Source organism: Pseudoalteromonas sp. Ld20 (genome assembly GCF_045064175.1).
Lineage (GTDB): Bacteria > Pseudomonadota > Gammaproteobacteria > Enterobacterales > Alteromonadaceae > Pseudoalteromonas > Pseudoalteromonas neustonica.
Map to the genome: position 1 here is coordinate 88939 of NZ_JBISHB010000046.1, position 22573 is coordinate 111511.

Sequence of the window (22573 nt, forward strand, 5' to 3'; positions counted from 1 at the left end):
CTCTTAAAATAAGTACTGCATACGTGCGCTAAAGCCCATACCCGAATCTTCATCACCTACAAGCGCGATTGTTCCTGGGCCTTCTACATCGCTGTAAATAAGGTTACCCATAAATTTAATGTCGCTGCTAATGTAGTAAGAAGTGCCTAATGTGTAAGTTGTTACTTCAGTGCCTTGCGTACTGCTTGTTGCGTCCATTTGCGATACACGAGCAACAAGTTCCCATGCGTCTTTAACGCCTTTAGGCTGTACAAATAACGCAGAACCCGCTTTGTACTGGCGCTGCTCGCCCCCTAAAAAGTAACTGGCTGATACATGAAAACCATCAAAGCGCTCACCATCAAGGGCGTCGGCGCTATTTACGGCATCAAGTGAACGACTGGCGTATTCGGCCTCAAGAGTGAGTGAGTCAGCTTGAAAAGCAAACTCAAGACCTGTTTGCGATAAACTATCTAATGCGACAGCATCACCACCAACAGCGTAATCCACCAAGCGCACATTGGTTTCGCGAATTTCACCACGGGCAAAACGCGCCCCTAATTCATTACCACCCATATCACGATATGAATGCCACGCACCTAGGTGAATAACATCGCCCGGCGACGCGCTCGACCACGTTAAACGCCCTGTTGCGGCAAGTGTTAAGTTATCATCTTCATCATGGCCTGATGCACCAAATGCATCGTTTTTATACACACCAACGGCATAACGCACGCCACTGTCTTTAAAATATTGATAAGCCGATACACCCCAACGGAAAAACGGTGAGAAAGTATTTGCTAAGGTACTACGCTCAATCGTGTTGATATGCTTAGAACTCGTTAACGCATTAAGCGACATATCTTCACGGATTTTACCCACCTTCACTTTTAGGCCGTTATCGAATGCATAACGCACACGCGCCATCACGATTTCAGCTGTGCCCTCGCCAAACTCAAGCAATAATTTGTGATCCCAATTACCGTGCTCACTTTCCACGTACGTACGAATACGGCGCGGGAAAAAATCACTGCCAGCATCACCGTCATTATTTGCGTTATATGCACCATTAAAGTAATTGTAATCAAGCTGAACGCGGCCACCAAACTCAAGGTCAAATGCTTTATTGCCTTTCATTGAGTCGACTTCTTTTTGTAGCTCATCCAATTGCTGCTGTAGTTTTTGTGTATCGTTGTCGGCCAACACAGAGGTACTTGCTAACGCTGCTGCAACAGCTAACGCCAGTTGTGTATTACTTGCTTTCATTGTTTTACTCCACACCAATTATTTTAGTTTTGTTGTCATTAAGATGAGCTACTGCACACTGCCATCTAACTTCGAGCATAGTGTTAACGTGAGATTAACGAAATGTTTAGAAGTTAAGCTGCATTGATCTGTTTAAAATGCATTTAGCGCATAAAAACCACGCACAATATGCACAAAAAGAACGAGCAATAACTCATTGATAGTCATCTATTATTTAACGGGGATTAGCTAATTTAAGCGGATTAAGGGGCAGCATATACTCAAGCCCCTTCATTACTTATACTTTGAAGTTGCTTACTAAGTTGTCTAGCTGTTGACACTGCTGCGCCAATGCTTGGCATGCACGTTCAGCATGATCTACTTTTTCGAGCATATTACCGCTTGATGTAGCGATGCGCTGCACATTGATATTCACGTCTTCACTCACTTGGCTTTGCTGCGTCGCCGCTGTAGCTATTTGCATGTTCATATCATTAATGATGGTGACGGCATCATTAATGCGCTGCACCGATTGCGCCGCCCCGCGAGAGTGCTCAATAGTTTGCTGCCCGCTTTTAGTGCTCGCTTGCATTGCACTAACAGCCTGATTAGTACCTTGCTGAAGCTTTTCAATCATGGCATTAATTTCACCAGTGCTGTCTTGTGTACGGCTCGCTAACGAGCGCACTTCATCAGCAACCACAGCAAAACCACGTCCTTGCTCACCGGCTCTAGCGGCTTCAATGGCTGCATTTAGTGCGAGTAAATTTGTTTGATCGGCAATCCCGCGAATAACATCAAGCACAGTGGCAATGTTCATCACATCTTGCTCTAGGGTGTTTATTACATCGCTTGATGCTGAAATGTCGGTTACAAGCTGATTAATTAACGAGATAGTTTCTTCGATAGTCGCTTTTGCCACGTTTGCATCGTTATTTGCGTTGCTTGTAGCGCTCGCTGCATCGTTAGCATTATGGCTAACATTATCGCTGGTGGTACTCATTTCATTAACCGCCGCAGCCACCTGCTCACTTTCAACTTGCTGATTACTGGCTTCGTTTAGCACACTGGCTGTAATAGTACGTAAGTTTGCCGTTTCAGTGCGTACCTGCTCAGCCGAACCAACAACTGCAAGTACCGTGTTATGAATTTTACTTATAAAAGTATTAAATGAACGCGCTAATGAACCCATTTCATCTTGCGATTCAATATTTAAACGCTGGGTTAAATCACCTTGCCCGCAAGCTATGTTTTCAAGTGCGAGTTGCATTTGCTTTAATGGCGCTAAAATAACGCCTGATAACAACCACGTAGCAGCAATCGATAATACAAAACTTAATAACATGCCAAATTGCAGTGCATAACTTGCCGAGGTTTGTTGCTCGTCAATCTCAATGAGTGAATTTGAAAGTTTAGCGTCTATTTCATCACGCATGGTAGTAACGTTTTTGCGAATGCGGCCAAGCACCGTTTCCATATCTTGTTTATGTTCAGCTAAATAACTTGCTGCTAAAGCATGATCACTAAATAACCCTTGATAATAACGAGACCAAATAACTACATCGGCTTTTATATTATCGATTCGCTGTGCATTTATCGCATCGATGTAACCTGAATCAACCAGCTTTAATGGACTTGAAAGACGAGCATCTACACGCGCTATATTGCTTCTATATTCGTCTTGCTGAATTAAATAGTTTTGCTTATCGCCTTGGCCTAACACCATGCTTAAGCCAGCGGTTTTTACTTGGAATAGATCGCGATAACCATCTTCTAGATCATCAAGTACAGTGCGCACCTCTAAACTTATAAAGCTATTAAGACGTGCCTGCTCTTTAAATGTATAAAGAACATACCCTGACAACACAGAAAATATAACTAGGGCAACAACCACAGGAATAGCAAATTTAACCCTAAAGCTAAGGTTATTTATTAATTGACTCATTTTTGATCACTTATTGATTTACAGGCAGAAGGAAATACGAGGACAGCAATAAAAAATAACGTTATGTACCTGAAAAGACAAATAAATTAAATGAACAAAAAGCCCAAAAAGAACAAAACAACAGCCATTTTGGAAAGATTAATTTTGAGGGCTGAATAAGGCCGCGACTACATCAATATTTAAAAATCACTTTACTCCCATTTTTAAATTCATATTCCCATCGATGGGAAAACCCATGCATCCATAAATATTTAATTTATTTATTTTCAATAAGTTAACCTTTGGCATAAAACTGGCTTTATCTGGTTAATTATTTTTGATAACGAATAACACATACCATGGATATAGACAGCACCTTAGCGCGAAGTAATAAACCAACGTCGCGTAAAAAGCTCATTATTGGTTTATTGATTATTGGCTGCGGATTAATTGCTTTTGCTTTACAGCAGTGGCTTGCTCCTCATTCATTAGCGGCCAGTCAGCTGCAAATTACCAGCGTAACCCAAGCTGACTTTGTGGTAAAAATTCGTGGGTTTGGCCGCTTAAAATCAAAGCACCAGCGTTACTTAACCAATACTGATACCGCCATGGTCGAAGCAATTCATGTTTACCCTGGCACGCGAGTTAGTAAAGACACGGTTATTTTAAGCCTCGTAAATCCACTTCAAGCGCAGCGTTTATCAGTCGCACGGTTAGAGTTAGCGAGGCAAAAAGCCAGCGTTAACGAACAAATAATCAATCAAAAAAGTCAACTGCTAGAGCGCCAAGCAAACCTGACTATTTTAAAAAGCGATCTTGAAAGTGCCCAGCTGCGTGCAGAGGCCGAAAGTAAATTGATCGAGCAAGGTATTGTCTCTAGCCTTGATTACAAACGCAGTTTATTAACCGTTAAACAGCTAGAACAACGTGTAGATATTGAAAAACAGCGCTTAGCCCAATTAGCCGATATGCACCATGAACGCAGCAAAATTCAGCAAGAGCTATTGAGCCAATTTGAACTAAATTACCAAGTACAACAACAAGCTTTTAATGATTTACAAATAACCGCAGGGATTGATGGCATGCTGCAAGCACTTAATGTAGAGCTTGGTCAAAATCTCACGCCGGGCACACGGCTTGCCGTCGTTGGCTCTGATACAGCCCTTAAGGCTGAATTGAGTATTCAACAAAGTGAAGCTGAAAAAATAGCGTTAAATATGCCCGCTAAAGTAAATACATTTAGCGCAGGTGAAAGTAGCGAAGTGTTGGCTAAAGTCACTCGTATTGACCCTATCGTCAGTGACGGCCGTGTAATGATTGAGCTTGATTTAACAGGTACGCTGCCAGCTAACGCTCGCCCCGACTTAAGCATTGAAGGCTATGTAATAAGTCACATCATACCGAACGCGCTGACCATTAATTTACCCATAAAAGCACAAGCAAATAGCAATGCCATGCTTTTTAAGCTCAACCCCACCACTCATTTAGCCCACCCAACTAAAATTGAATTTGGTACACTCAGTGATAACAAAATTCAACTTTTAAGCGGCGCAAAAGTGGGTGAACAGCTGATCATTTCAGATCTCTCTAAATGGCAGCATTTGGCAACTATAAAAATAGAACAGGAAAGTTTATGAACGCAAATACGCTTATCTCATTAAAAAATATCGCCAAGGTTTACCGCAGCCAAAGTGTTGAAACCTACGCTTTAAAGAATATTGACCTTGCTATAACGCAAGGCGATTACATCTGCATTAGTGGTCCATCAGGGTGTGGTAAATCAACGCTACTGTCTTTACTTGGCTTACTCGACAGCCCTACCGAAGGGCAATATTTAATTAAAAGCGTCGATACTAAAACCCTTGATATGGACCAACAAGCAGAGCTACGTAATTTACACATTGGCTTTATTTTTCAGTCTTTTAATTTAATAGATGAACTCTCGGTGTTTGATAACGTGGCGCTTCCGCTTACTTATCGAGAACCAGCTATGAGCCAAGCCGATATTCAAAGTGCGGTAAAGCATGCGCTTGATGAAGTTGAAATGGGGCATCGTGCTCAGCATAAACCAAACCAGCTATCTGGTGGGCAACAACAACGTATTGCCATTGCCCGCGCCCTTGCCGGTAAACCAAGTATTTTATTGGTCGATGAGCCAACCGGTAACCTCGATTCTAAAAATGGTGATGCAGTGATGGACTTACTTGATGCGCTAAACCAAAAAGGCACCACCATTTGTATGGTAACCCATGATTTACGTTACGCAGGACGTGCAAAAACTCAGCTAAAATTACTCGATGGCGAAATTATCTCGTATTCGCAGGCGCGCCAAGATGCACACACTGAAAATACCAGCGCTGTACCCGCTAATACTGCCGAGGTAATTTAACATGAGCCGTTTAACTAAAACACGTAGTCAACTGCGCTTGGCGTGGGCATCACTGATGAACGCACCGGGGTTTGTTACCGCCGTTGTTGCCACCTTGGCGCTCACTCTCGCAACGTTATTTGTAGTGCTAAGCCTGGTTAATAGTTACTTTTTAAAACCCCTTGATGTGTTTGACGAAACCCGCATGGTGGTGGTTGAGCAAAGCCTAACCTATGACGACTATGATGCGGTTGGCTTTCAAAGTTACCAGTCAATTGTGCACTGGCTTAAAAACAACCAAAGCTTTGAGCAAGCTTTTATGATGAATGCCGCTGAAAATGTTTTTTTATACTTAGACGGCCAACCAAAAAAGGATGTGCTGTATGTGGGTGGTGAATATTTTGAGCTCCTACATACTCCTTTTTTACTCGGACATGGCTTTAAAAAGGGCGGAACTTTAGAGGAAGCTGATAATAGCGCGGTCATTTCAGAGAAGTTCTGGAAAGAACATTTTAATAGTGACCCTGATGTAATTGGTAAGTCCTTAAAAACAGCCAGTGAGATTGAAGGTGATGGGCATATAATAACGGGGGTTGTAGCGGCTAATTTCAGCCCACCCTACATGATTAAAGCGGGCTCTGTTGATGTGTGGTATCCAACCAGTTCTGACCGTCGATTTTTCCATAATGATGACTGGCAAAGCCCGTGGACCAACACCTTTAGAAACTTAAAACTGATTGCAGTATTAAAACCTAGCGTCACTAACGAGCAAGTAAAAACCGACTTAAAAGCTCAAATTGATACGATTAAATCCCAGTGGCTTAATAATGGCGGTATAACTGATGTAAAGCCCGTTGTTACACCGTATCGCGAAGTTGAACTTGGTAATAATGATCAACTTAGTTTAATGATGCTTGCAGGTGCAGTAGGGCTATTGATCATCGCTGTACTGAACGTCAGTACCTTGTTTTTCTCGCGCGCATTAGCACAACATAAAACCTTAGCACTGCAAGCCGTACTGGGCGCAAAACGTAAAACTTTATTTAGCAGCATTTTACTGCAATCACTCATTTTAATGAGCATATCGGTCAGTATTGCTTTGTTTTTATCTATTTGGGGTATTCGGTTATTTAAAGTACTTGCAGAAGGACGTTTACCATTAGTAAACAGCTTGGCTGTTGACCTTAATTTGGTGCTGATTGCGGTAGTTATGTGCATTGCTCTCGCGTATATATTTTCGATGATTACCGCACGTTTAGTTAACTACAAAACCTTAAATAGCCAAATGCAAAACAGTGGCAAAGGCGGCGTGTCGCAAGTATCTGGGCGTACTGTGCGTATACTAATTGGCACACAAATGTTTGTGGCCGCTTTATTAGTTAGCTTTTCAATTATGATTGTTAGCAAAGCACTCGACACCATTAATCGCCCACTGGGTAGCGACACTCAAAACCTGTACTTTGCACAGTTATTTCAAACCAATAACAATGCAACACTGGCTGAGCGCTACGAGCAAATTAAGCAGTATCAAAAAGTATTACAAAATAGTGAGGGCATTAAAGATGTTGCTATTGGGCAAAGCCCGGTATCCGCAAGGCAAAATGCCAATACCTTGACCGATGTTGAAGGTAAAAGCTCAATCTTCTTCCCAAGCCAGTGGGTCGGGCCTGATTACTTTGATTTAGTGGGCACAAAAATACTCGCTGGGCGTACTTTTAGTGAGCAAGCAATGCGCGGTGAAACTAACGAGCTATTGGTATCTATCAGTGTCGCTAAATGGCTATTACCCGATCAAGAGTACACAAATGTTATCGGTAAAAGCTACAAAGGCCTTGAAGATAAAATGTTTGAAATTGTCGGCATAACGGAGGATTTTAACCATCCTAAATATTATGATGAATCATTTGGTCGGCATATGTGGTGGCCGGCACAGCCTTGGAGCTATATGTTTGTTATTGAAACAGAGCAAGGTGTTGAGCTTACCAGTAAGCAAGTTTTAAGTTTATTAAGAAAAGCCAATAGTCACCTAACGTTATGGCAATTTAGAGACTTACAACAAGAGTACGATGATTTATTGTATATGAGCCACCTAACCGTTGCACTATGTAGTACCTTGGCATTATTTACTCTATTATTAGCAGCAATAGGCATCTTTGGCGTGTTGAGCTATAACTTAGGCCTGCGCCGTTATGAGTTTGGTATTCGCATGGCGCTCGGCGCTAAAAAGATACGCTTATTTAAACTCATGAGTAAAGAAGCTGTTATTCCCGTGCTCATTGGCTTTATTCTGGCCATAGCAACCGTATTGGCGGGTTACTTTATGCTACAAGAACAGCTAATATCGTGGTTAATTATGGACGTGCGACTACAATTAATAGCATGGACAATTACCTTGATTATTGCCATGTTTGCCTGCTTTAGACCACTATTGCTGTTAATTAAAGCCAAACCTATGGCCGCGCTTCGTAACGACTAAGCGAATATTGTTTACCCACCAAGCAAAAGCAAAGCAATTTGCTTTTGCTTGAAACAAGAAGAACAAAATGGACACAATTTTAGTTATCGACGACCAAGCCGATGTGCGCATGGCCGCCATCGTGGCGTTAAATCAAATTGGCTATCAATGCATTGAAGCACAAGGCCCAGAGCAGGCACTGGGGCTAATTAATAGCAGTACTATTAGCCTGATATTGCTAGATATGAATTTTAAACTCGACACCACCTCAGGCGACGAAGGGCTGCGATTTTTAAAACAACTACAGTCGCTTGGCTCAACAATACCCGTGGTGGTAATGACCGCATGGGCCAGTGTTGATGTTGCCGTAAAAGCGATGCAATTAGGCGCGCTAGATTTTATAGAAAAACCGTGGAACAACTTGCGCTTAACGGCGGTAGTACAACAGCAACTCAAACAGCAAAAAACCAGCCACGACAATGCTTGTTTAAAAGCCTTAAACACCACTAAAAATGCCGATTACATTGCCAATTCCCCCGCTATGCGGCAACTACTTACACGCGCTAAACGCGCAGCAAAAACCGATGCCAGTATTTTAATCACCGGTGAAAATGGCACCGGAAAAAGCTTATTAGCACAGTATATTCATCAGCATTCTAACCGTTGTGAACAACGTTACGTGAGCGTAAATATTGGCGCTATTGCCCCCTCATTATTTGAAAGCGAGTTATTCGGCCATAAAAAAGGCGCGTTTACCGATGCCAAAGAAGACCGCCTAGGCCGCTTTGAAATAGCCAACGGCGGTACCTTATTTTTAGATGAAATAGCCACCCTGCCGCTTGAACTGCAAAGTAAAATGCTGCGTGTGCTAGAAAGCCAAGAGTTTGAAGTATTAGGCTCAAGCCAAACGCAAATAGCCGATGTACGGATTATTGCTGCCACCAATGCAGAACTTGCCAAAGCGATTGAAGCGGGAGAATTTCGCCGCGACTTACTATTCAGGCTCAACACTATTGAGCTACATATTCCACCACTGCGCGAACGAGTAGAAGATATTATTGAGCTGGCAAACCACCTACTCACAACTCATGGTAGAAAATATAAACGCACAAATATGACACTCACGACACACGCAATGACTGCCCTCACGCAATACAGTTGGCCGGGCAATGTACGCGAACTTAGCCATTGTATTGAACGCGCCGTGATCATGAGCGATAACGACAACATTACAGCCAATGATTTAATTTTAGAACAACCCAGCAGTGAGGTCAGTCATAGTACAGCAGGTGATAAATCATTACCTTTATTGCCACTGGAAGAGCTTGAAAAACAAATGATTCAAAAAGCACTGGCCGAATTTAATGGCAATGTCATTGCCGCAGGCGAGTTTTTAGGGCTCAGTAAGTCGGCCATATATCGTCGTATTGATAAGCATCAGCTCGATTTAAAAGAAGCAGACAGTTAATGCCAAACGCGCTCTCATTTGAACAACGTATTAAGCGGTATATTTATTTAGTTGCCGCAGTCTTACTCTTACTGTGCGGCTTGCTCGCCATTGCATGGGATGTTGATTGGTTTACCAGCGCCAGCATTTTATTACCAATAGCAGCTCTTGCGATAGGCGGTTTAGTTAAATGCTACCGACTCATTACTGATGTGATAGATCGCTTTGGCCTGCAATTAGATGCGTTAGCGAACGATGAAAGTAACAGCTGGCATTTAGCGCAATATCAAGGCGGGCGTATTAGCGGTCTAAAAACTGATTTTAATAAGCTCAGAAACAAAATTGCTAAAAATAAACGCCATTATATGCAAACCGAAGAGTTTGTGTTTGAGTTTGTTGGCATGCTTGATTTACCCATTGTTATTTTAGACCCTCACGGGCTTATATATTTTACCAATCAAGCATTTTTAAATAGCTTAACCAACCCAACCATTGATGGTTTAACAGCTAACAATCTCGGCCTCACTTACAGCCAAGGCAATTGGCAACAAAACGATGAATCACGCTTTGAGCAGCGTTTTCATATTTCATCACAAACTTTTTGGCGCGCCGGGCGAAGCTATGAACTACTCACTTTATTTTCTATCGAGCAGCAATTACGTGCCAATGAAAAGCAGGTATGGCAACGCTTAATTAGGGTTCTTAATCATGAGGTAAGAAACTCTCTAACCCCAATTTATTCAATGAGCCAATCATTGCAACTGATGAAACAGCAAGGGCAGATCAATAAAGAGCCTGACTTAGCCAGCGACATGCTGCTAGTAATTGAAAAACGTGCTCAGCATTTACTCGACTTTGTGGCCAGCTACAGCGCATTTTCGCAGTTACCTGCAGCAAAAAAACAAGCGGTGACGAACGAGACAATTAACCTTAGATTACATGCTTTATTTCCACAGCTCGTCATTAAAGCCGCTGAGATTCAGCACTTTAATGTTGATCTTGGGCAGTTAGAACAAGCACTAATAAACCTAATTAAAAACGCTTTTGAAGCAGGAAGCAAACACGCACCAACACTTAATTGGCAGCAGCAAAGTGATAAGGTCATTATTGAGCTACTCGATAGCGGTACTGGTATTACAAATCCCGACAACCTATTTGTGCCCTTTTATTCAACTAAAGAACAAGGAGCTGGCATAGGCTTAGTTATAAGCCGCGAACTTATTCGTAACCAAAGTGGTCAACTACAGTTATTAGCCAATCCTCATTGCCAAGGTACACGCGTATTAATTACCTTACCGAAATAAAGAATCCTCTTCATTTTATTGGCTTAAAAGCAATAGCTTGGTAATCTAACGCCTATAGGGAATACCAAAAACCAACCAAAAGAAGAACAATAATGAAATGGACTCAGTTAACCAGCCTCGCTCTTAGCGTGTGCTTTTTAGTTATAAGTTTTTATAGCACCAGCCAAGAATACCAAATACAAACTGCCGATAGTTGGGTAAAAAAACACCCCCTCATTGAAACTGACATTCCCGTTAACCAAATTATCGATGGTACTTACTATTTACTCCTCGATACCCAAATCAACGTTTCACAGCAGCAACCCACGCAACGCTATACGCGCACAGTTATGCAGGCCGTGAATCAAAGTGGTATTGATTATATAAGCCAACTAAATTTAGATTTTGATCCCAGTTATCAAACCCTCACCCTGAATGGGCTGGGCCTTATTCGTGATGGCCAATACATAGATAAACTCACCAGCGCGCAATTTAAGGTTTTACAACGAGAAACTGAATTAGCCAATGGCATCTACAACGGCAGCCTTACTTTAAATATTATTGTTGATGACATGCGCGTAAACGACAAACTCGACTACAGCTTTACGATTACAGGGCGTAATCCTGTTTATCAACACTTTAGCGTGTCTCGTACGTTAAACTGGTCAGTGCCCGTTGCACAACAATTTATGCGTGTGCTGTGGCAAAAATCAACGCCACTTTATATTAATACCGTCAATGGTGAGACTGATATAAAAGACACTCCGCTTGCTGTTGGGCATGACTATCAAATCAGCTTACGTAATCAAGCAACTGTTGCATCTTCAAATCAAACACCACGTTGGTATAGCCCTTATAAACAGGTTTTTTTCTCTGAATTAAACACATGGCAAGAGGTCACCGAGTGGGCTATTCCTTTATATCAATCTGCCATTGAGGTCACTGCTAGCGTTGCGCAAGTTGCCGATGATATTACTATGCAAAACCTCCAAGTCACTGATCGCATTGCCGCAGCCTTGAAGTTTAGCCAAGATGAAGTGCGTTATTTGGGCTTGGAAATGGGCACAAACTCACACCAACCAACACCCGCATCAGAAACTCTTGAACTGCGCTATGGCGACTGTAAAGACAAAACAGTGCTCCTTATATCATTACTCAAAGCGATGGGGATCCCAGCTTACCCAGCCCTGGTAAACACCGAAGAGGGCAAGCGCTTAAATCGGCTTCCTCCTTCTGCGAACCAGTTTGACCACGTTATTGTTACACTTGAATATGCGGGACAACGTTATTGGTTAGACCCAACGATAAGCTATCAAACGGGAAGCTTAGAGCACCTAGCTCAACCAAACTATGGCTATGCATTAATCATTAAACCTTTTGAGCAGCAGCTCACAAAAATGGCGCCACCTGTTGACGGTCTGAGAATTAAAACCACTGATAACTACACCATAGCGCAAAACCGTGAACAACCAGCAACCTTCCAAACTAGCTATTTGTATAGCGGATTTGAAGCCATAAATAGACGCAGCTCACTAGCACGCAACGGCCTTGATCAAATAGCCAAAGACTACCTTGAGTATTACCAAGGCTACTTTAAAGGTCTAACTATTGATCAGCCGATGACAGTGACTGAAAATGCCAATAATGGTGAACTTTTAAGCAATGAGTTTTATTTGATTGATGATTTTTGGCAACCCGCTGACCCAGATCTAAGAGCAGATTTTTATGCCTCAGAGATTCAAAACAGTGTTTACGAACCAGATCAAATTACGCGTACCGCTCCGCTCTATTTCCAGTACCCAAATAACATTGAAACAACCATTAAAGTTAAATTTGAAGAACAAAATTGGCAATTTGATAACGAACAAGTCGAAGTTGATAACCCTTTCTTTTACTTTAAAAAGAATATTCACTTTGCTGAAAACACCCTCACGCTTAATTTTTCATTTAGCGCCAAACAAGACCATATTCCAGCGGATCAAATCAAGCTATACCTTGATGAACGAGAAAAACTGATCGATCACACTCACTTTGGCATTATTAAATATATTGATGGCGAAGCGACTACAAGTGATTCTGGCGGGTTGGATCTCGAAGACAATTGGATCATTGTTTTGCTATGTGTGTACCTTATAGGCATGGTGTTCTTTATAGTGGCATGGCGCATAGAATCAGCAAAACGCCCAACCTTCAATAACACTCATTTTTACCCTGTATCGAACGCTAAATTTATTATTTATAGCATATTTACCTTAGGGCTATTTATTAACTACTGGAGCTACCGTAACTGGCTGGCGATAAAAGCACAGCAAGATAGCCATATAATGCCGATTGCTCGTGGGATTTTTGCACTGTTTTTCTTCTACTCTTTATTTTTAGAGCTACTTGCACACAGCCAAGAGCACCATAAAAAAAATAAAATCATGCCAAATGCACTAGCCTTAATTGGCTGGTTACTACTTATAGTAATTACAGCCACTACACGTTTTAGTGACTATGCAACTATTGGATTATGCATTATCCCACTCATTTGGCTACCGCTGGTGAACTATATTCAGCATATAAATCAATCATCTGAAGCACTGATATATAACTCTAAATGGCGTATAAGAAACATCGTTATCAGCATAATTTGGGCACCAATTTTATTTTTAGGACTGCTGCAAGAGGCTTATTTATTACCCGGCGCATCAATTGTCAAAGGTGAAAAGCTATGGCCATTTCAGGTGCAATTTTTACAACGCCAACAACTAATGCCCATTGATGAAGATATTTTATATTTTTACAGTGATGCTTTTTTTGATTTTCGTAGTGACGGTAATGGCATTACTGACAACTATATATTTAGCTATTGGCAAAATGAACAAGGGCAGCTTGAATCACGATTAAAGCACTTTAAAGATATTACGAGTATAGAAGTAACCTATGGAAAAACGAAATTTGATAACACCGTGATTAAGGTTATCGATACCGAGCAACAATACTTTTTACTTATCATCGATAGCGAAGGGCAAACAGATAAAGAGCTTGCAGAACAAATAAATCGTCGCCTTGACCATTACAAATCACTTTAGCTCCATTAGGGCTAACAGTAACTCTTTGCTTTATTTGTACTTTTTACAAAAAACAAAATAAATGAGAATTATTTGCAAATGGGTGTTGACAGATTTATAGATCTAACTGATAATCAATATCAACAAGACGGCAAAGTACTACGACTTGTACGGAATAAACTGATTTGTTTCTCGACCCTGAAACACGTGTGGCGCACGTAAACAGCCAAGGTTACCTGTTGCTAACCGCAACGCCCCTTGATGTTGACGACAGATAACCGCCCTACTATTTTACTTGCTACATTGCTCATATCGGTGACGGTAGATATGATACTAAAAAGCCCTTACGGGCTTTTTTTATGCCTGAAATTCAACAGCAGCACAGCACCATAAACTCCCCGAAAACCTTCTTTTTTAATGTTAATTAAAATACCAACATGATAATGAGAATAATTTTCAATTAGGTGTTGACACTCACTTAAATCTAACTGATAATCAATATCAACAAGACGGCAGCGCACAACGACTTGTACAGAATAAACTGATTTGTTTCTCGACCCTGAAACACGTGTGGCGCACGTAAACAGCTAAGGTTATCTGTCACTAACCGCAACGCCCCTTGATGTTGGTGACAGATAACCGCCCTACTATTTTACTTGCTACATTGCTCATATCGGTGACGGTAGATATGATACTAAAAAAGCCCTAACGGGCTTTTTTTATGCCTGTTAATTAATAGCTTATTATCACAAAAGGTCGACACGCCCTAATAGCTTATTCAGCTTTGAATAATAAAATAAGCAGAATTATTTCTCGTTCTTCACTCCAATACTAAAATGGAGTAAACTCTGCCGCTATTGTTATTCATGGCGCTTATTACATTGAATAAATGAATTATTTAATTCGCTAAAATAGTCATATTCTAAATAGAATTAGTATGATTATCGACTCTAAGGTATGGATGCTTTTTATGTTACTGATGCGCAAAAAATACAATACCATCTTGCTCGGCTTCCTACTTTGCGGCTTTATACTTACCAGTTGGTTAAGTTTTAACCTCGCCCATAACTCAATTAGTAAAGAGACAGTCAACCCACTCTCCCTGACTCAAGATACTGTCTACTCTGAAATACAAGAAGATTTAATGCAGCCCATTTACGCTGCTAAAAATATGGCTAACAATACTTTTTTAAGGCGCTGGGCAGTCCAAGGGGAATCTAAACCTGAACTCTTAATTGAATACCTTAAGTACATAAAACAAGATATAAATATCGACATCAGCTTTTTTGCATCAAGCCAATCTGGGGTTTTTTATCATGATGGTGAGGGTGTTATCAGTGGCTCTGAAAATTTCACTCAGCAACAATGGTTTATTGCCGCCATTAACTCCCCCCATGATTACGTTATTAACATTGATCAACATCATTTAACGCCCTCAAAATATACTTTGTTTATAAATTACAAAGTGGTTGATGCACACGAAAATATAATTGGTATTGCAGGCGTTGGGATCACACTTTCAAAACTAAAAAAAATCATTACCCAGTATCAGCGTCACTATCATCGTAAAATCTATTTTATTGATGAGCAAGGCTCTATAACACTCCAAGCGAGCTCTGAGCCGACAAAACTCAACAACATACATCAAAATGATGAGTTATTACCTTATCTAGATAATATATTTTTAAAGCAACAAACTGCATTTGAATTTGAATACAATTCACAGCCAGCCATTTTACATAGCCGCTGGGTGGAGCAATTAGGATGGTATTTAATTATAGAGCACCATAACAAAGGTACGTCGTCATTGGTAAGCCAAGAGATACTCTCCAGCTTATTACTAAGTGGGTCCCTCATTTTACTCGTGCTATGTTACGCCCATCGCACATTTGATAAGTATCAGCGACAAATAGAAGCGATAGCATCCTTTGACAAGCTTTCTAACGCACTAAATCGCCAAGCTTTTGATCCATTATTGACTCAACACGTCATACAAGCCCAACAAAAACAACAACGCCTAAGTTTAATACTGCTAGACATTGACCACTTTAAACATATTAATGATAGTTACGGACATTTAGCAGGAGATAAAATAATTCAGCAAGTTGCCCTTACTTGTCAACAAGTAGCGCAAGATAATGATGTGGTTTGTCGATGGGGTGGTGAAGAGTTTATTGTACTCCTACCGCACAGTGATCTCGCTAAAGCACAGCAAACAGCTGAGCAAATAAAACACCAGCTAAAAAACATGGTTCAAGTACAAGAAATTGCAGTGACAGTCAGCTTTGGTGTAGCGCAATATCAAATAAAGGAATCTGACGAGTCTTTTATTTCTCGTGCTGATAACGCCCTACTCCAAGCTAAAAGACTAGGGCGAAACCGTATTACGTTAGCAAGCTAACGCTTAACAACTAGTTAACGGCGATTTTTACGCGCACGCGCTCGACGTTGTTTTTTCTCTTCTTCTTTAGCCGCTTTTTTAGCTTCAGCTGCTGCACGCAAGCCTGCAACCATTATTTCTTCTTCTTCACGCATGGCTGGCGTTTCCATAGTGATACGACCAATAATGCCATCACGTAATTCATTAATTAGAATTTCAGACATCTTATAAGTATCTATTTGATTACCACCACGAATACAACCACGCTTTTTGCCAGCCATTTCAACAAATTCCCAATCACTCTCTGGTAATTCATCAATTTTATAGCGTGCTTTTAAAAGTGCCGGGTAAGCACGTAACAAGTACTCAGCCGTATAACTTGCCACTTCTTCATACTCAATCGCGGTATCACGAATAGCGCCAGTTGCGCCCAAACGGTAGCCCGAGTTTTCGTTTTCTACTTTTGGCCACAGCATACCGGGTGTGTCGTAAAGCATAATGCCATCTTCAAGCTTAATACGTTGCTGGGCTTTAGTAACCGCAGGCTCGTTACCTGTTTTTGCTACAATTCGACCTGCTAACACATTGATCAAGGTAGACTTACCAACGTTAGGTATACCCATAATCATGGCTTTAATTTGCTTATCAGCACCCACTTTATGCGGTACTAACTTTTTACACAGCTCGTTAATACGATGAACCTCAGCCGCTTTATCGTTACCAAACGCAATAGCCTTTACGCCATTTTCCTGCTCAAAATAATCCTTCCAAATTTGCGTCATTTTAGGATCTGCTAAATCGGCTTTGTTCAATATTTTGATAACCGGCTTGCCTTCACGCAACGTCGCCACCATCGGGTTTTCACTGCTGTAAGGAATGCGCGCATCAAGCACTTCAATGATCACATCCATTTGTGGCATTATTTCTTTAATTTCATTACGGGCTTTATTCATATGCCCAGGGAACCACTGGATAGCCATTTTAAACTCCTACAGATAATTTAGTGCTATTTTAACTGGCTCGGCGAGTAATTGCGCTATACTGGCGCAAATTTTTTCAAATAAACTGTTATGGCTCTTAAATCTACGATTATTAAAGCGCAATTATCGCTTAGCGATATGGACCGCCACCTTTACCAAGATTTTAATTTAACCTTGGCGCAGCACCCTTCTGAAAACGATCAACGCTTGATGGTTCGCTTACTTGCGTACGCACTTAATGCGTGTGATGGCCTTGAATTTACCAAGGGGCTATCGGCTGACGATGAGCCAGAAGTGTGGCATAAAAACTACAGTGACGAGATTGAGCTGTGGATTGAGCTGGGTTTACCTGATGAAAAACGCCTTAAAAAAGCCTGCAATAAAGCTAAAAAAGTGGTGCTGTATACATATGGTGAAAATAACCAAGCTATTTGGTGGCAAAAACACCAACCTAAGTTGTATGATTTTAAAAATTTAAGTATTTTTAGTTTAGATTTTACTGCCACACAGGCGCTTGCAGCATTAGTTGATCGTAATATTTCGCTGACAATGACTGTTCAAGATGGCGAAGTATGGGTAAGTACCGATAATACAAATATCGAGATAAAACCACAGCAATTAATGTAAGCATTATTAAATAAGGGCGTATATGGCAATTCAACAAGTTGTAGTATTACATGGTTTGTACATGTCAGGCTTTGTAATGCGCCCGCTGTGCTCTCGTTTAAAAAAATCAGGCCTAGATATTCTTAACCTGTCTTATAATACGCTCAGCCCTGATCGCGATGCTATTTTTGCTCAAATTGATGCTTTTATAGATAATAAAAATACGGCACTGGTGTGCCATTCAATGGGTGGGTTAGTGGCGCGCGCTTATCTTGAAGCAAATTCGCACCAAAGCCAAAATGTGAAGAAGGTAATTACGCTGGGAACCCCGCATAAAGGCAGCCATATTGCAGAGCAAATGCAGCAAAAAGGGTTTGAAGCATTTTTAAAAAACAGCGTTGAGTTTTTACTCTCTAAAAATGGTGATTGGCCGTTTAATGCTAAACTTTATAGTATTGCTGGCGATCTGCCTATTGGGTTAATGCCGCTTATTGCTAAGGGCAGCCAATCAGATGGTACTGTATTGCTTGATGAAACTAAGCTCAATGGCATGGCAGAACATAAGGTGTTTCACTTAAGTCACACCGGTATGATCTACTCACGCCAAGTAATGAAATACATTGTTGGGTTGCTCATTTAATCTTCTGCACTCGCTGCTACTTTGTAAGCAACAAATGCGATAATCCCTAAAATCAACGGTGTTGGTGCTGCGATATAACCAAATGTATCAAAATTAGCAAAGCTAGCACCCGCTAAGTGGCCTACCACCCCGACAACAAATGCCAGTAAAGCGATACCCACAACAACCAGTTCCATTTTGCTTTCTTTTTGTGTTTTAGCCTGCATGTGAAATCTCCTAGTAATTAATCTAGTTTGATTATGCGCCGACTGTAAATGCCGATTTTGACCTAAATCAAACTATTTACCTGCCTTATTACTCAGCAATATAAAGCTTGTTCTAGATCATCTTTTTGAGTTTATTTTAACCAATAAACGACTATTTAACTCCTGGGGTAGTTTTTCTTAAATAAGCCCCCAGTTCATTAATTAGGGTCGCTTTTATTGAATTTTCAATCAGCGCCACATTAATAGGTAAAAACTATCAACATTATCGATTTCAACCATTTTACAGATTGCAAAAAATGGCTGATACTCTTTATCAACAGCTCGAAAGTATCTTATTAATTTGTTCAGGAGAAAAATATGTCACAGGTAAATGCTATTGGCCTTAACAGTGCAAAAAGTGAAGATATCGTAACGTCACTTAATACACTGCTAAGTAGTTACCAAATTCAGTATATGAATGCGCGTGGTTTTCACTGGAATATTAAAGGTCGTAATTTCTTTGAACTACATGTGAAATTTGAAGAAATTTATAATCTATTACTTTTAAAAGTAGACGAAATTGCAGAGCGTATTTTAACGCTTGATGGCGCACCACTTCATGCGTTTTCTGACTACCTTAAAATTAGTGAAATTAAAGAAGCTAAAAACATCAGTGATGGAGTAGCCGCGGTAGAAAACCTGCTAGCAAGTTACAGCACACTGATTAAAATGCAGCGCGATATATTAGTCCAAGCTGGTGATGCTGGCGATGAAGGGACAGCGTCACTAATGGGCGATTACATTACCGAGCAAGAGAAACTTGTTTGGATGTTAAAAGCTTACTTAAATTAAGCCTTTTGCGGATAGATAAAAGCCCTCGTTAGAGGGCTCAAGTAGGGATAAATCGTTAAATAATAAGCGATTCAATTTGTATACTACCCTTTAACTAAATAACAACAACGCCACTGTTACCAGTGGCGTTTTTTTAGGTTTAAACGGCAAGCGTGTACGTAACCACTTATTCATAAATAACAAAAAGCCTCACAATAGTGAGGCTTTAGCTAAATCTTAAAAGTTAAATTAAAAGTCCTGTTTATAGTTCAAAAACCATGTTCCACCAGGAATATCATGAGCAGAATAGAATGAGTTAGCAAATGGATTTAAGGCAATTGGAGGCTCTTTTCTAAAGACATTACGCATACCTACACGCACACTTGCTTGCCAAGGTAGTGTATAGCTCGCTGATAAATCATGGTAAACAACACTTCCGATACGATTGAACCCAGCTTCATTTTCATCACCAGGATTGCCACGTTGATTACAAAGCTCCCGCGTTGCCAAGCCATCATCAACAAAATTATCAGGTATAGTGCAAGATTCTATCAAGTTACTGGTATATCGCATACCCCAAGTAACTGTTAAATCATCGTAACTCCATGTGGTATTAAAGGTACCACGCCAGCGTAAAATATCACTATTAATTGATGCAACTAGGTTATTAGCACTATTGATGTTTTCACCTACGCCTGCTGAGCGGTATTGATCTGTATATGAGCCATTTAAGCGAAACACAAAATTACCTAAATCTTGCGTATCAAAGCGGTAGTTAGCATTAAAGTCATACCCTTCAACTTCTAATTGATCTAAGTTAAATTGTGATGTGCGTACAGTCGCTATTCGGCCATCTTCACGGCGCTCAATGAAGCCACAAAACTCTTCTTCACCTTGAACATAACAGCGATCAAGCATTCCCCCTGCTGATATAGATGAGAGTGCGTCCTCTAACTCTATTTTGTAATAGTCGATAGTCATATCAAAACCATCAAGCCAACTTGGGTTATAAACAATACCGAATGTTTTAGTATTACCCTCTTCTGGTTTAAGTTCAGGGTTACCACCATTTAAAGCACGTAACTGGCCTGTAGGTTGAGTTGAACCTCCACTTGGTACATTATCCGCTAAGCAACGTGCTTGAACATCTGGTAACTGCAGCCCAAATAGCGTTGTATTACATGGATCTTGAACTGATGGAAAACCTTCGCCGCCACCTGCAAATAAGTTATCTACTGAAGGAGCTCTAAATGTATCTGAATAGTTACCCCGTAACATCAGATCATCATAGATCCGCCATGTAAAACCAACTTTAAAACTTTCGTTATCAAAATTTGAAGTTACTGGGTCAACACCTACAAACCCGCTATTTTCAAAATCAGCAAAACGCCCTGCAAGGCTAATATCCAGCTGTTGTACGCCAGGTAAATCAGCTAATAATGGTACTGCAAATTCAAAATAGGCTTCTTCAGCTGTTTGACTACCGTTGGTTGGTTCTCTGAAATTACTTGAACTTAAACCCGCAGCGATTAATGCATCAGGACTATCAACGAAAGTATTTGTACGTTTTTCTACTCCCGCTGCAAACCCTAACCAACCTGCTGGTAACTCAAATAACTCACCACTAATATTTGCAGCAAAGTTAGTCGTACCAGTATTCACTTGATCATTCAATTCATAACCAATGTAATTAGCCATTTCGCTTGTAAAACCAGTTTCCCCATTAAAAATATTCAATGGTACACAACCCGCAATTGTATTATCAGCGGTACCGCACTGTGCAACACCATCTGCAATAAACGAGGGTCCCACTGCATTTCTTAAATTTTGTAAATTTACGTAGTTTTGACCTTTTACACTGCGGCTTGAGTCACCTCTGGACATTGACACATCCCAAAGCAATACTCGATCTGCAACTTCAAACTCACCTTCAAAACCGCCCGTAATAAAGTATGTATCGTAGTCTTGAATATTTGTACGCGGGCCAATTGGGAGCGTTCTAAAACCAAAGGACGCTAAATCTTCACCGAATGGGTTATAGATACTATCTTTGCTGAAAGGTATTTCCCACTGTGGCCCTGAAAAACCTGCGGTAAGCGGCACTGCTGCAATTTGCGTTACAGATTTTCGTTGGTTATATGTAAAATCAACAAAAGCTCTCAGCGAGTCTGAAAACTCGTGGTTAACCTTTGCGAAAACGTTAAACCTATCAGAAGGGGTTTTTAAATAGTTAGTTGGTGCAAAATTATAACGGTGCTTTGTCCCAAATGGTTCGAAATCATCGGCGGTGCGAATACCATCACCTTCTTTTGCTGGATCTAAAGATAAGTTTCCGTCTGAAGTACCAAAAATACCATAAAGACCAAAAGCACTACCAAAGCGCTCTGGTATATAAGCAACAGGATATTGTGATATTTCTCTATCGCCAGCGCCTATTTCTTTTTCTTCTGATTTTGAGATATTCAAAAATAACGAGGTATTACCTTTTATTGTACCAATCGAAATACCCGCTTGCTTGTATTCCCCATCACCTTCAAAGTTTGCACCTATGCTTGCATCTAAGCTAACACCTTCAAATCCATCTTTAGTAATTATATTTACTACACCTGCGATTGCATCAGTGCCATATACTGCAGACGCACCATCAGCCAAAATATCAACACGCTCTACAATCGCTATTGGGATTTGTGAAATATCGACTTGCCCACCACCTAAAGCTAAAAATCGACGACCATCGACTAAAACGAGTGTTCGGTTATCCCCTAGGTTTCGTAATGAAATAGTTTGCGAGCCATCATTACCATTAGTGTTATTCGTTAATTGTGTTAGTCCTGATAGATCGGCCTGAGCAACTGTTTGTAATAATTCACCAATGTTCTGAACCCCTGAAGACTCAATAGCTAAACGACCAATCGACGTAACTGGTGATGATCCTTCAATGTCCGCTCTTTTAATACGGGAGCCTGTAACCTCGATACGCTCGACTTTTTCAGCGGTCCTTGCCTCGGCCGCCACACCTTGAAATGATAAACCGCTAAATAAGGCTGCACTTAGCCCGATTGTTAATGACGATTTTTTAAATGCAACCGCATGAGCTTTGTTTGTTATTTTCATATTAATTCCCCTGAATTATCGTTTTTCTAAGTAACGAAAATGTTACTAAGCGATAACACTAAGGAAATAAAAAAATTCACTCT

At 40.7% G+C, this 22573-nt stretch carries 15 protein-coding genes; 10 read left to right on the top strand and 5 right to left on the bottom strand.

The features are described 5' to 3' along the window. Positions 1 to 3: 3 nt before the first annotated feature. Together ACJJVX_RS20645 and ACJJVX_RS20650 are read right to left on the bottom strand one after the other, a co-directional pair. The gene (locus ACJJVX_RS20645) at positions 4 to 1245 is read right to left on the bottom strand and encodes an OprO/OprP family phosphate-selective porin (protein WP_054205879.1); all 1242 of its coding nucleotides are present in this window, start codon (positions 1243 to 1245) and stop codon (positions 4 to 6) included. A 277-nt stretch (positions 1246 to 1522) separates the two neighbouring features. Then, positions 1523 to 3169 carry a methyl-accepting chemotaxis protein gene (locus ACJJVX_RS20650; RefSeq protein ID WP_054205878.1) on the bottom strand — a complete coding sequence of 549 codons (1647 nt, stop codon included), beginning with the start codon at positions 3167 to 3169 and terminating at the stop codon, positions 1523 to 1525. Positions 3170 to 3507: 338 nt separating this feature from the next. Between ACJJVX_RS20650 and ACJJVX_RS20655 the strand changes: the two genes are divergently transcribed. The 7 genes from ACJJVX_RS20655 to ACJJVX_RS20685 all read left to right on the top strand — a co-directional run bounded on the left by ACJJVX_RS20655 (position 3508) and on the right by ACJJVX_RS20685 (position 16155). Continuing rightward, positions 3508 to 4785 carry an efflux RND transporter periplasmic adaptor subunit gene (locus tag ACJJVX_RS20655; protein ID WP_170173297.1) on the top strand — a complete coding sequence of 426 codons (1278 nt, stop codon included), beginning with the start codon at positions 3508 to 3510 and terminating at the stop codon, positions 4783 to 4785. Then, complete coding sequence (locus ACJJVX_RS20660) at positions 4782 to 5537, top strand: ABC transporter ATP-binding protein (RefSeq protein WP_054454372.1); 756 nt, start codon at positions 4782 to 4784, stop codon at positions 5535 to 5537. The genes ACJJVX_RS20655 and ACJJVX_RS20660 overlap by 4 nt, the downstream gene beginning before the upstream one ends. Position 5538: 1 nt before the next feature. Next, positions 5539 to 7992: an ABC transporter permease gene (locus ACJJVX_RS20665; RefSeq protein ID WP_405633311.1), complete on the top strand. Its 2454-nt coding sequence runs from the start codon at positions 5539 to 5541 to the stop codon at positions 7990 to 7992. A gap of 67 nt (positions 7993 to 8059) precedes the next feature. Next, positions 8060 to 9439, top strand: coding sequence for a sigma-54-dependent transcriptional regulator (locus ACJJVX_RS20670; protein ID WP_405633313.1), 1380 nt, complete (start codon positions 8060 to 8062; stop codon positions 9437 to 9439). Beyond that, a complete protein-coding gene (locus ACJJVX_RS20675; protein WP_405633315.1) occupies positions 9439 to 10722 on the top strand; it encodes a sensor histidine kinase in 1284 nt (427 codons plus the stop codon). The genes ACJJVX_RS20670 and ACJJVX_RS20675 overlap by 1 nt, the downstream gene beginning before the upstream one ends. Before the next feature lie 92 nt (positions 10723 to 10814). Then, entirely contained in the window at positions 10815 to 13775 is a 2961-nt protein-coding gene (locus ACJJVX_RS20680) for a DUF3857 domain-containing transglutaminase family protein (RefSeq protein ID WP_405633318.1), read from the top strand. 949 nt (positions 13776 to 14724) lie between these two features. After that, positions 14725 to 16155, top strand: coding sequence for a sensor domain-containing diguanylate cyclase (locus tag ACJJVX_RS20685; RefSeq protein WP_054205871.1), 1431 nt, complete (start codon positions 14725 to 14727; stop codon positions 16153 to 16155). Between the two features lie 14 nt (positions 16156 to 16169). On the opposite strand, the gene ylqF is transcribed toward ACJJVX_RS20685, so the two are convergent. Further along, entirely contained in the window at positions 16170 to 17114 is a 945-nt protein-coding gene (gene ylqF / locus ACJJVX_RS20690; protein ID WP_054205870.1) for a ribosome biogenesis GTPase YlqF, read from the bottom strand. Between the two features lie 90 nt (positions 17115 to 17204). Here ylqF and ACJJVX_RS20695 point away from each other — a divergent pair, with 90 nt between their 5' ends. Beyond that, a complete protein-coding gene (locus ACJJVX_RS20695; protein WP_054205869.1) occupies positions 17205 to 17741 on the top strand; it encodes a YaeQ family protein in 537 nt (178 codons plus the stop codon). Between the two features lie 22 nt (positions 17742 to 17763). After that, on the top strand, positions 17764 to 18360 hold the full coding sequence (locus ACJJVX_RS20700) for an alpha/beta fold hydrolase (protein ID WP_342883041.1): 597 nt from the start codon (positions 17764 to 17766) through the stop codon (positions 18358 to 18360). Here the strand turns inward: ACJJVX_RS20700 and ACJJVX_RS20705 are convergent. Beyond that, entirely contained in the window at positions 18357 to 18566 is a 210-nt protein-coding gene (locus ACJJVX_RS20705) for a hypothetical protein (RefSeq protein ID WP_054205867.1), read from the bottom strand. The genes ACJJVX_RS20700 and ACJJVX_RS20705 overlap by 4 nt on opposite strands. 357 nt (positions 18567 to 18923) lie before the next feature. Between ACJJVX_RS20705 and ACJJVX_RS20710 the strand changes: the two genes are divergently transcribed. Continuing rightward, the gene (locus ACJJVX_RS20710; protein ID WP_405633323.1) at positions 18924 to 19397 is read left to right on the top strand and encodes a Dps family protein; all 474 of its coding nucleotides are present in this window, start codon (positions 18924 to 18926) and stop codon (positions 19395 to 19397) included. A 228-nt stretch (positions 19398 to 19625) separates the two neighbouring features. On the opposite strand, the gene ACJJVX_RS20715 is transcribed toward ACJJVX_RS20710, so the two are convergent. Next, the gene (locus ACJJVX_RS20715) at positions 19626 to 22490 is read right to left on the bottom strand and encodes a TonB-dependent receptor domain-containing protein (protein ID WP_405633325.1); all 2865 of its coding nucleotides are present in this window, start codon (positions 22488 to 22490) and stop codon (positions 19626 to 19628) included. Between the last annotated feature and the right edge of the window lie 83 nt (positions 22491 to 22573).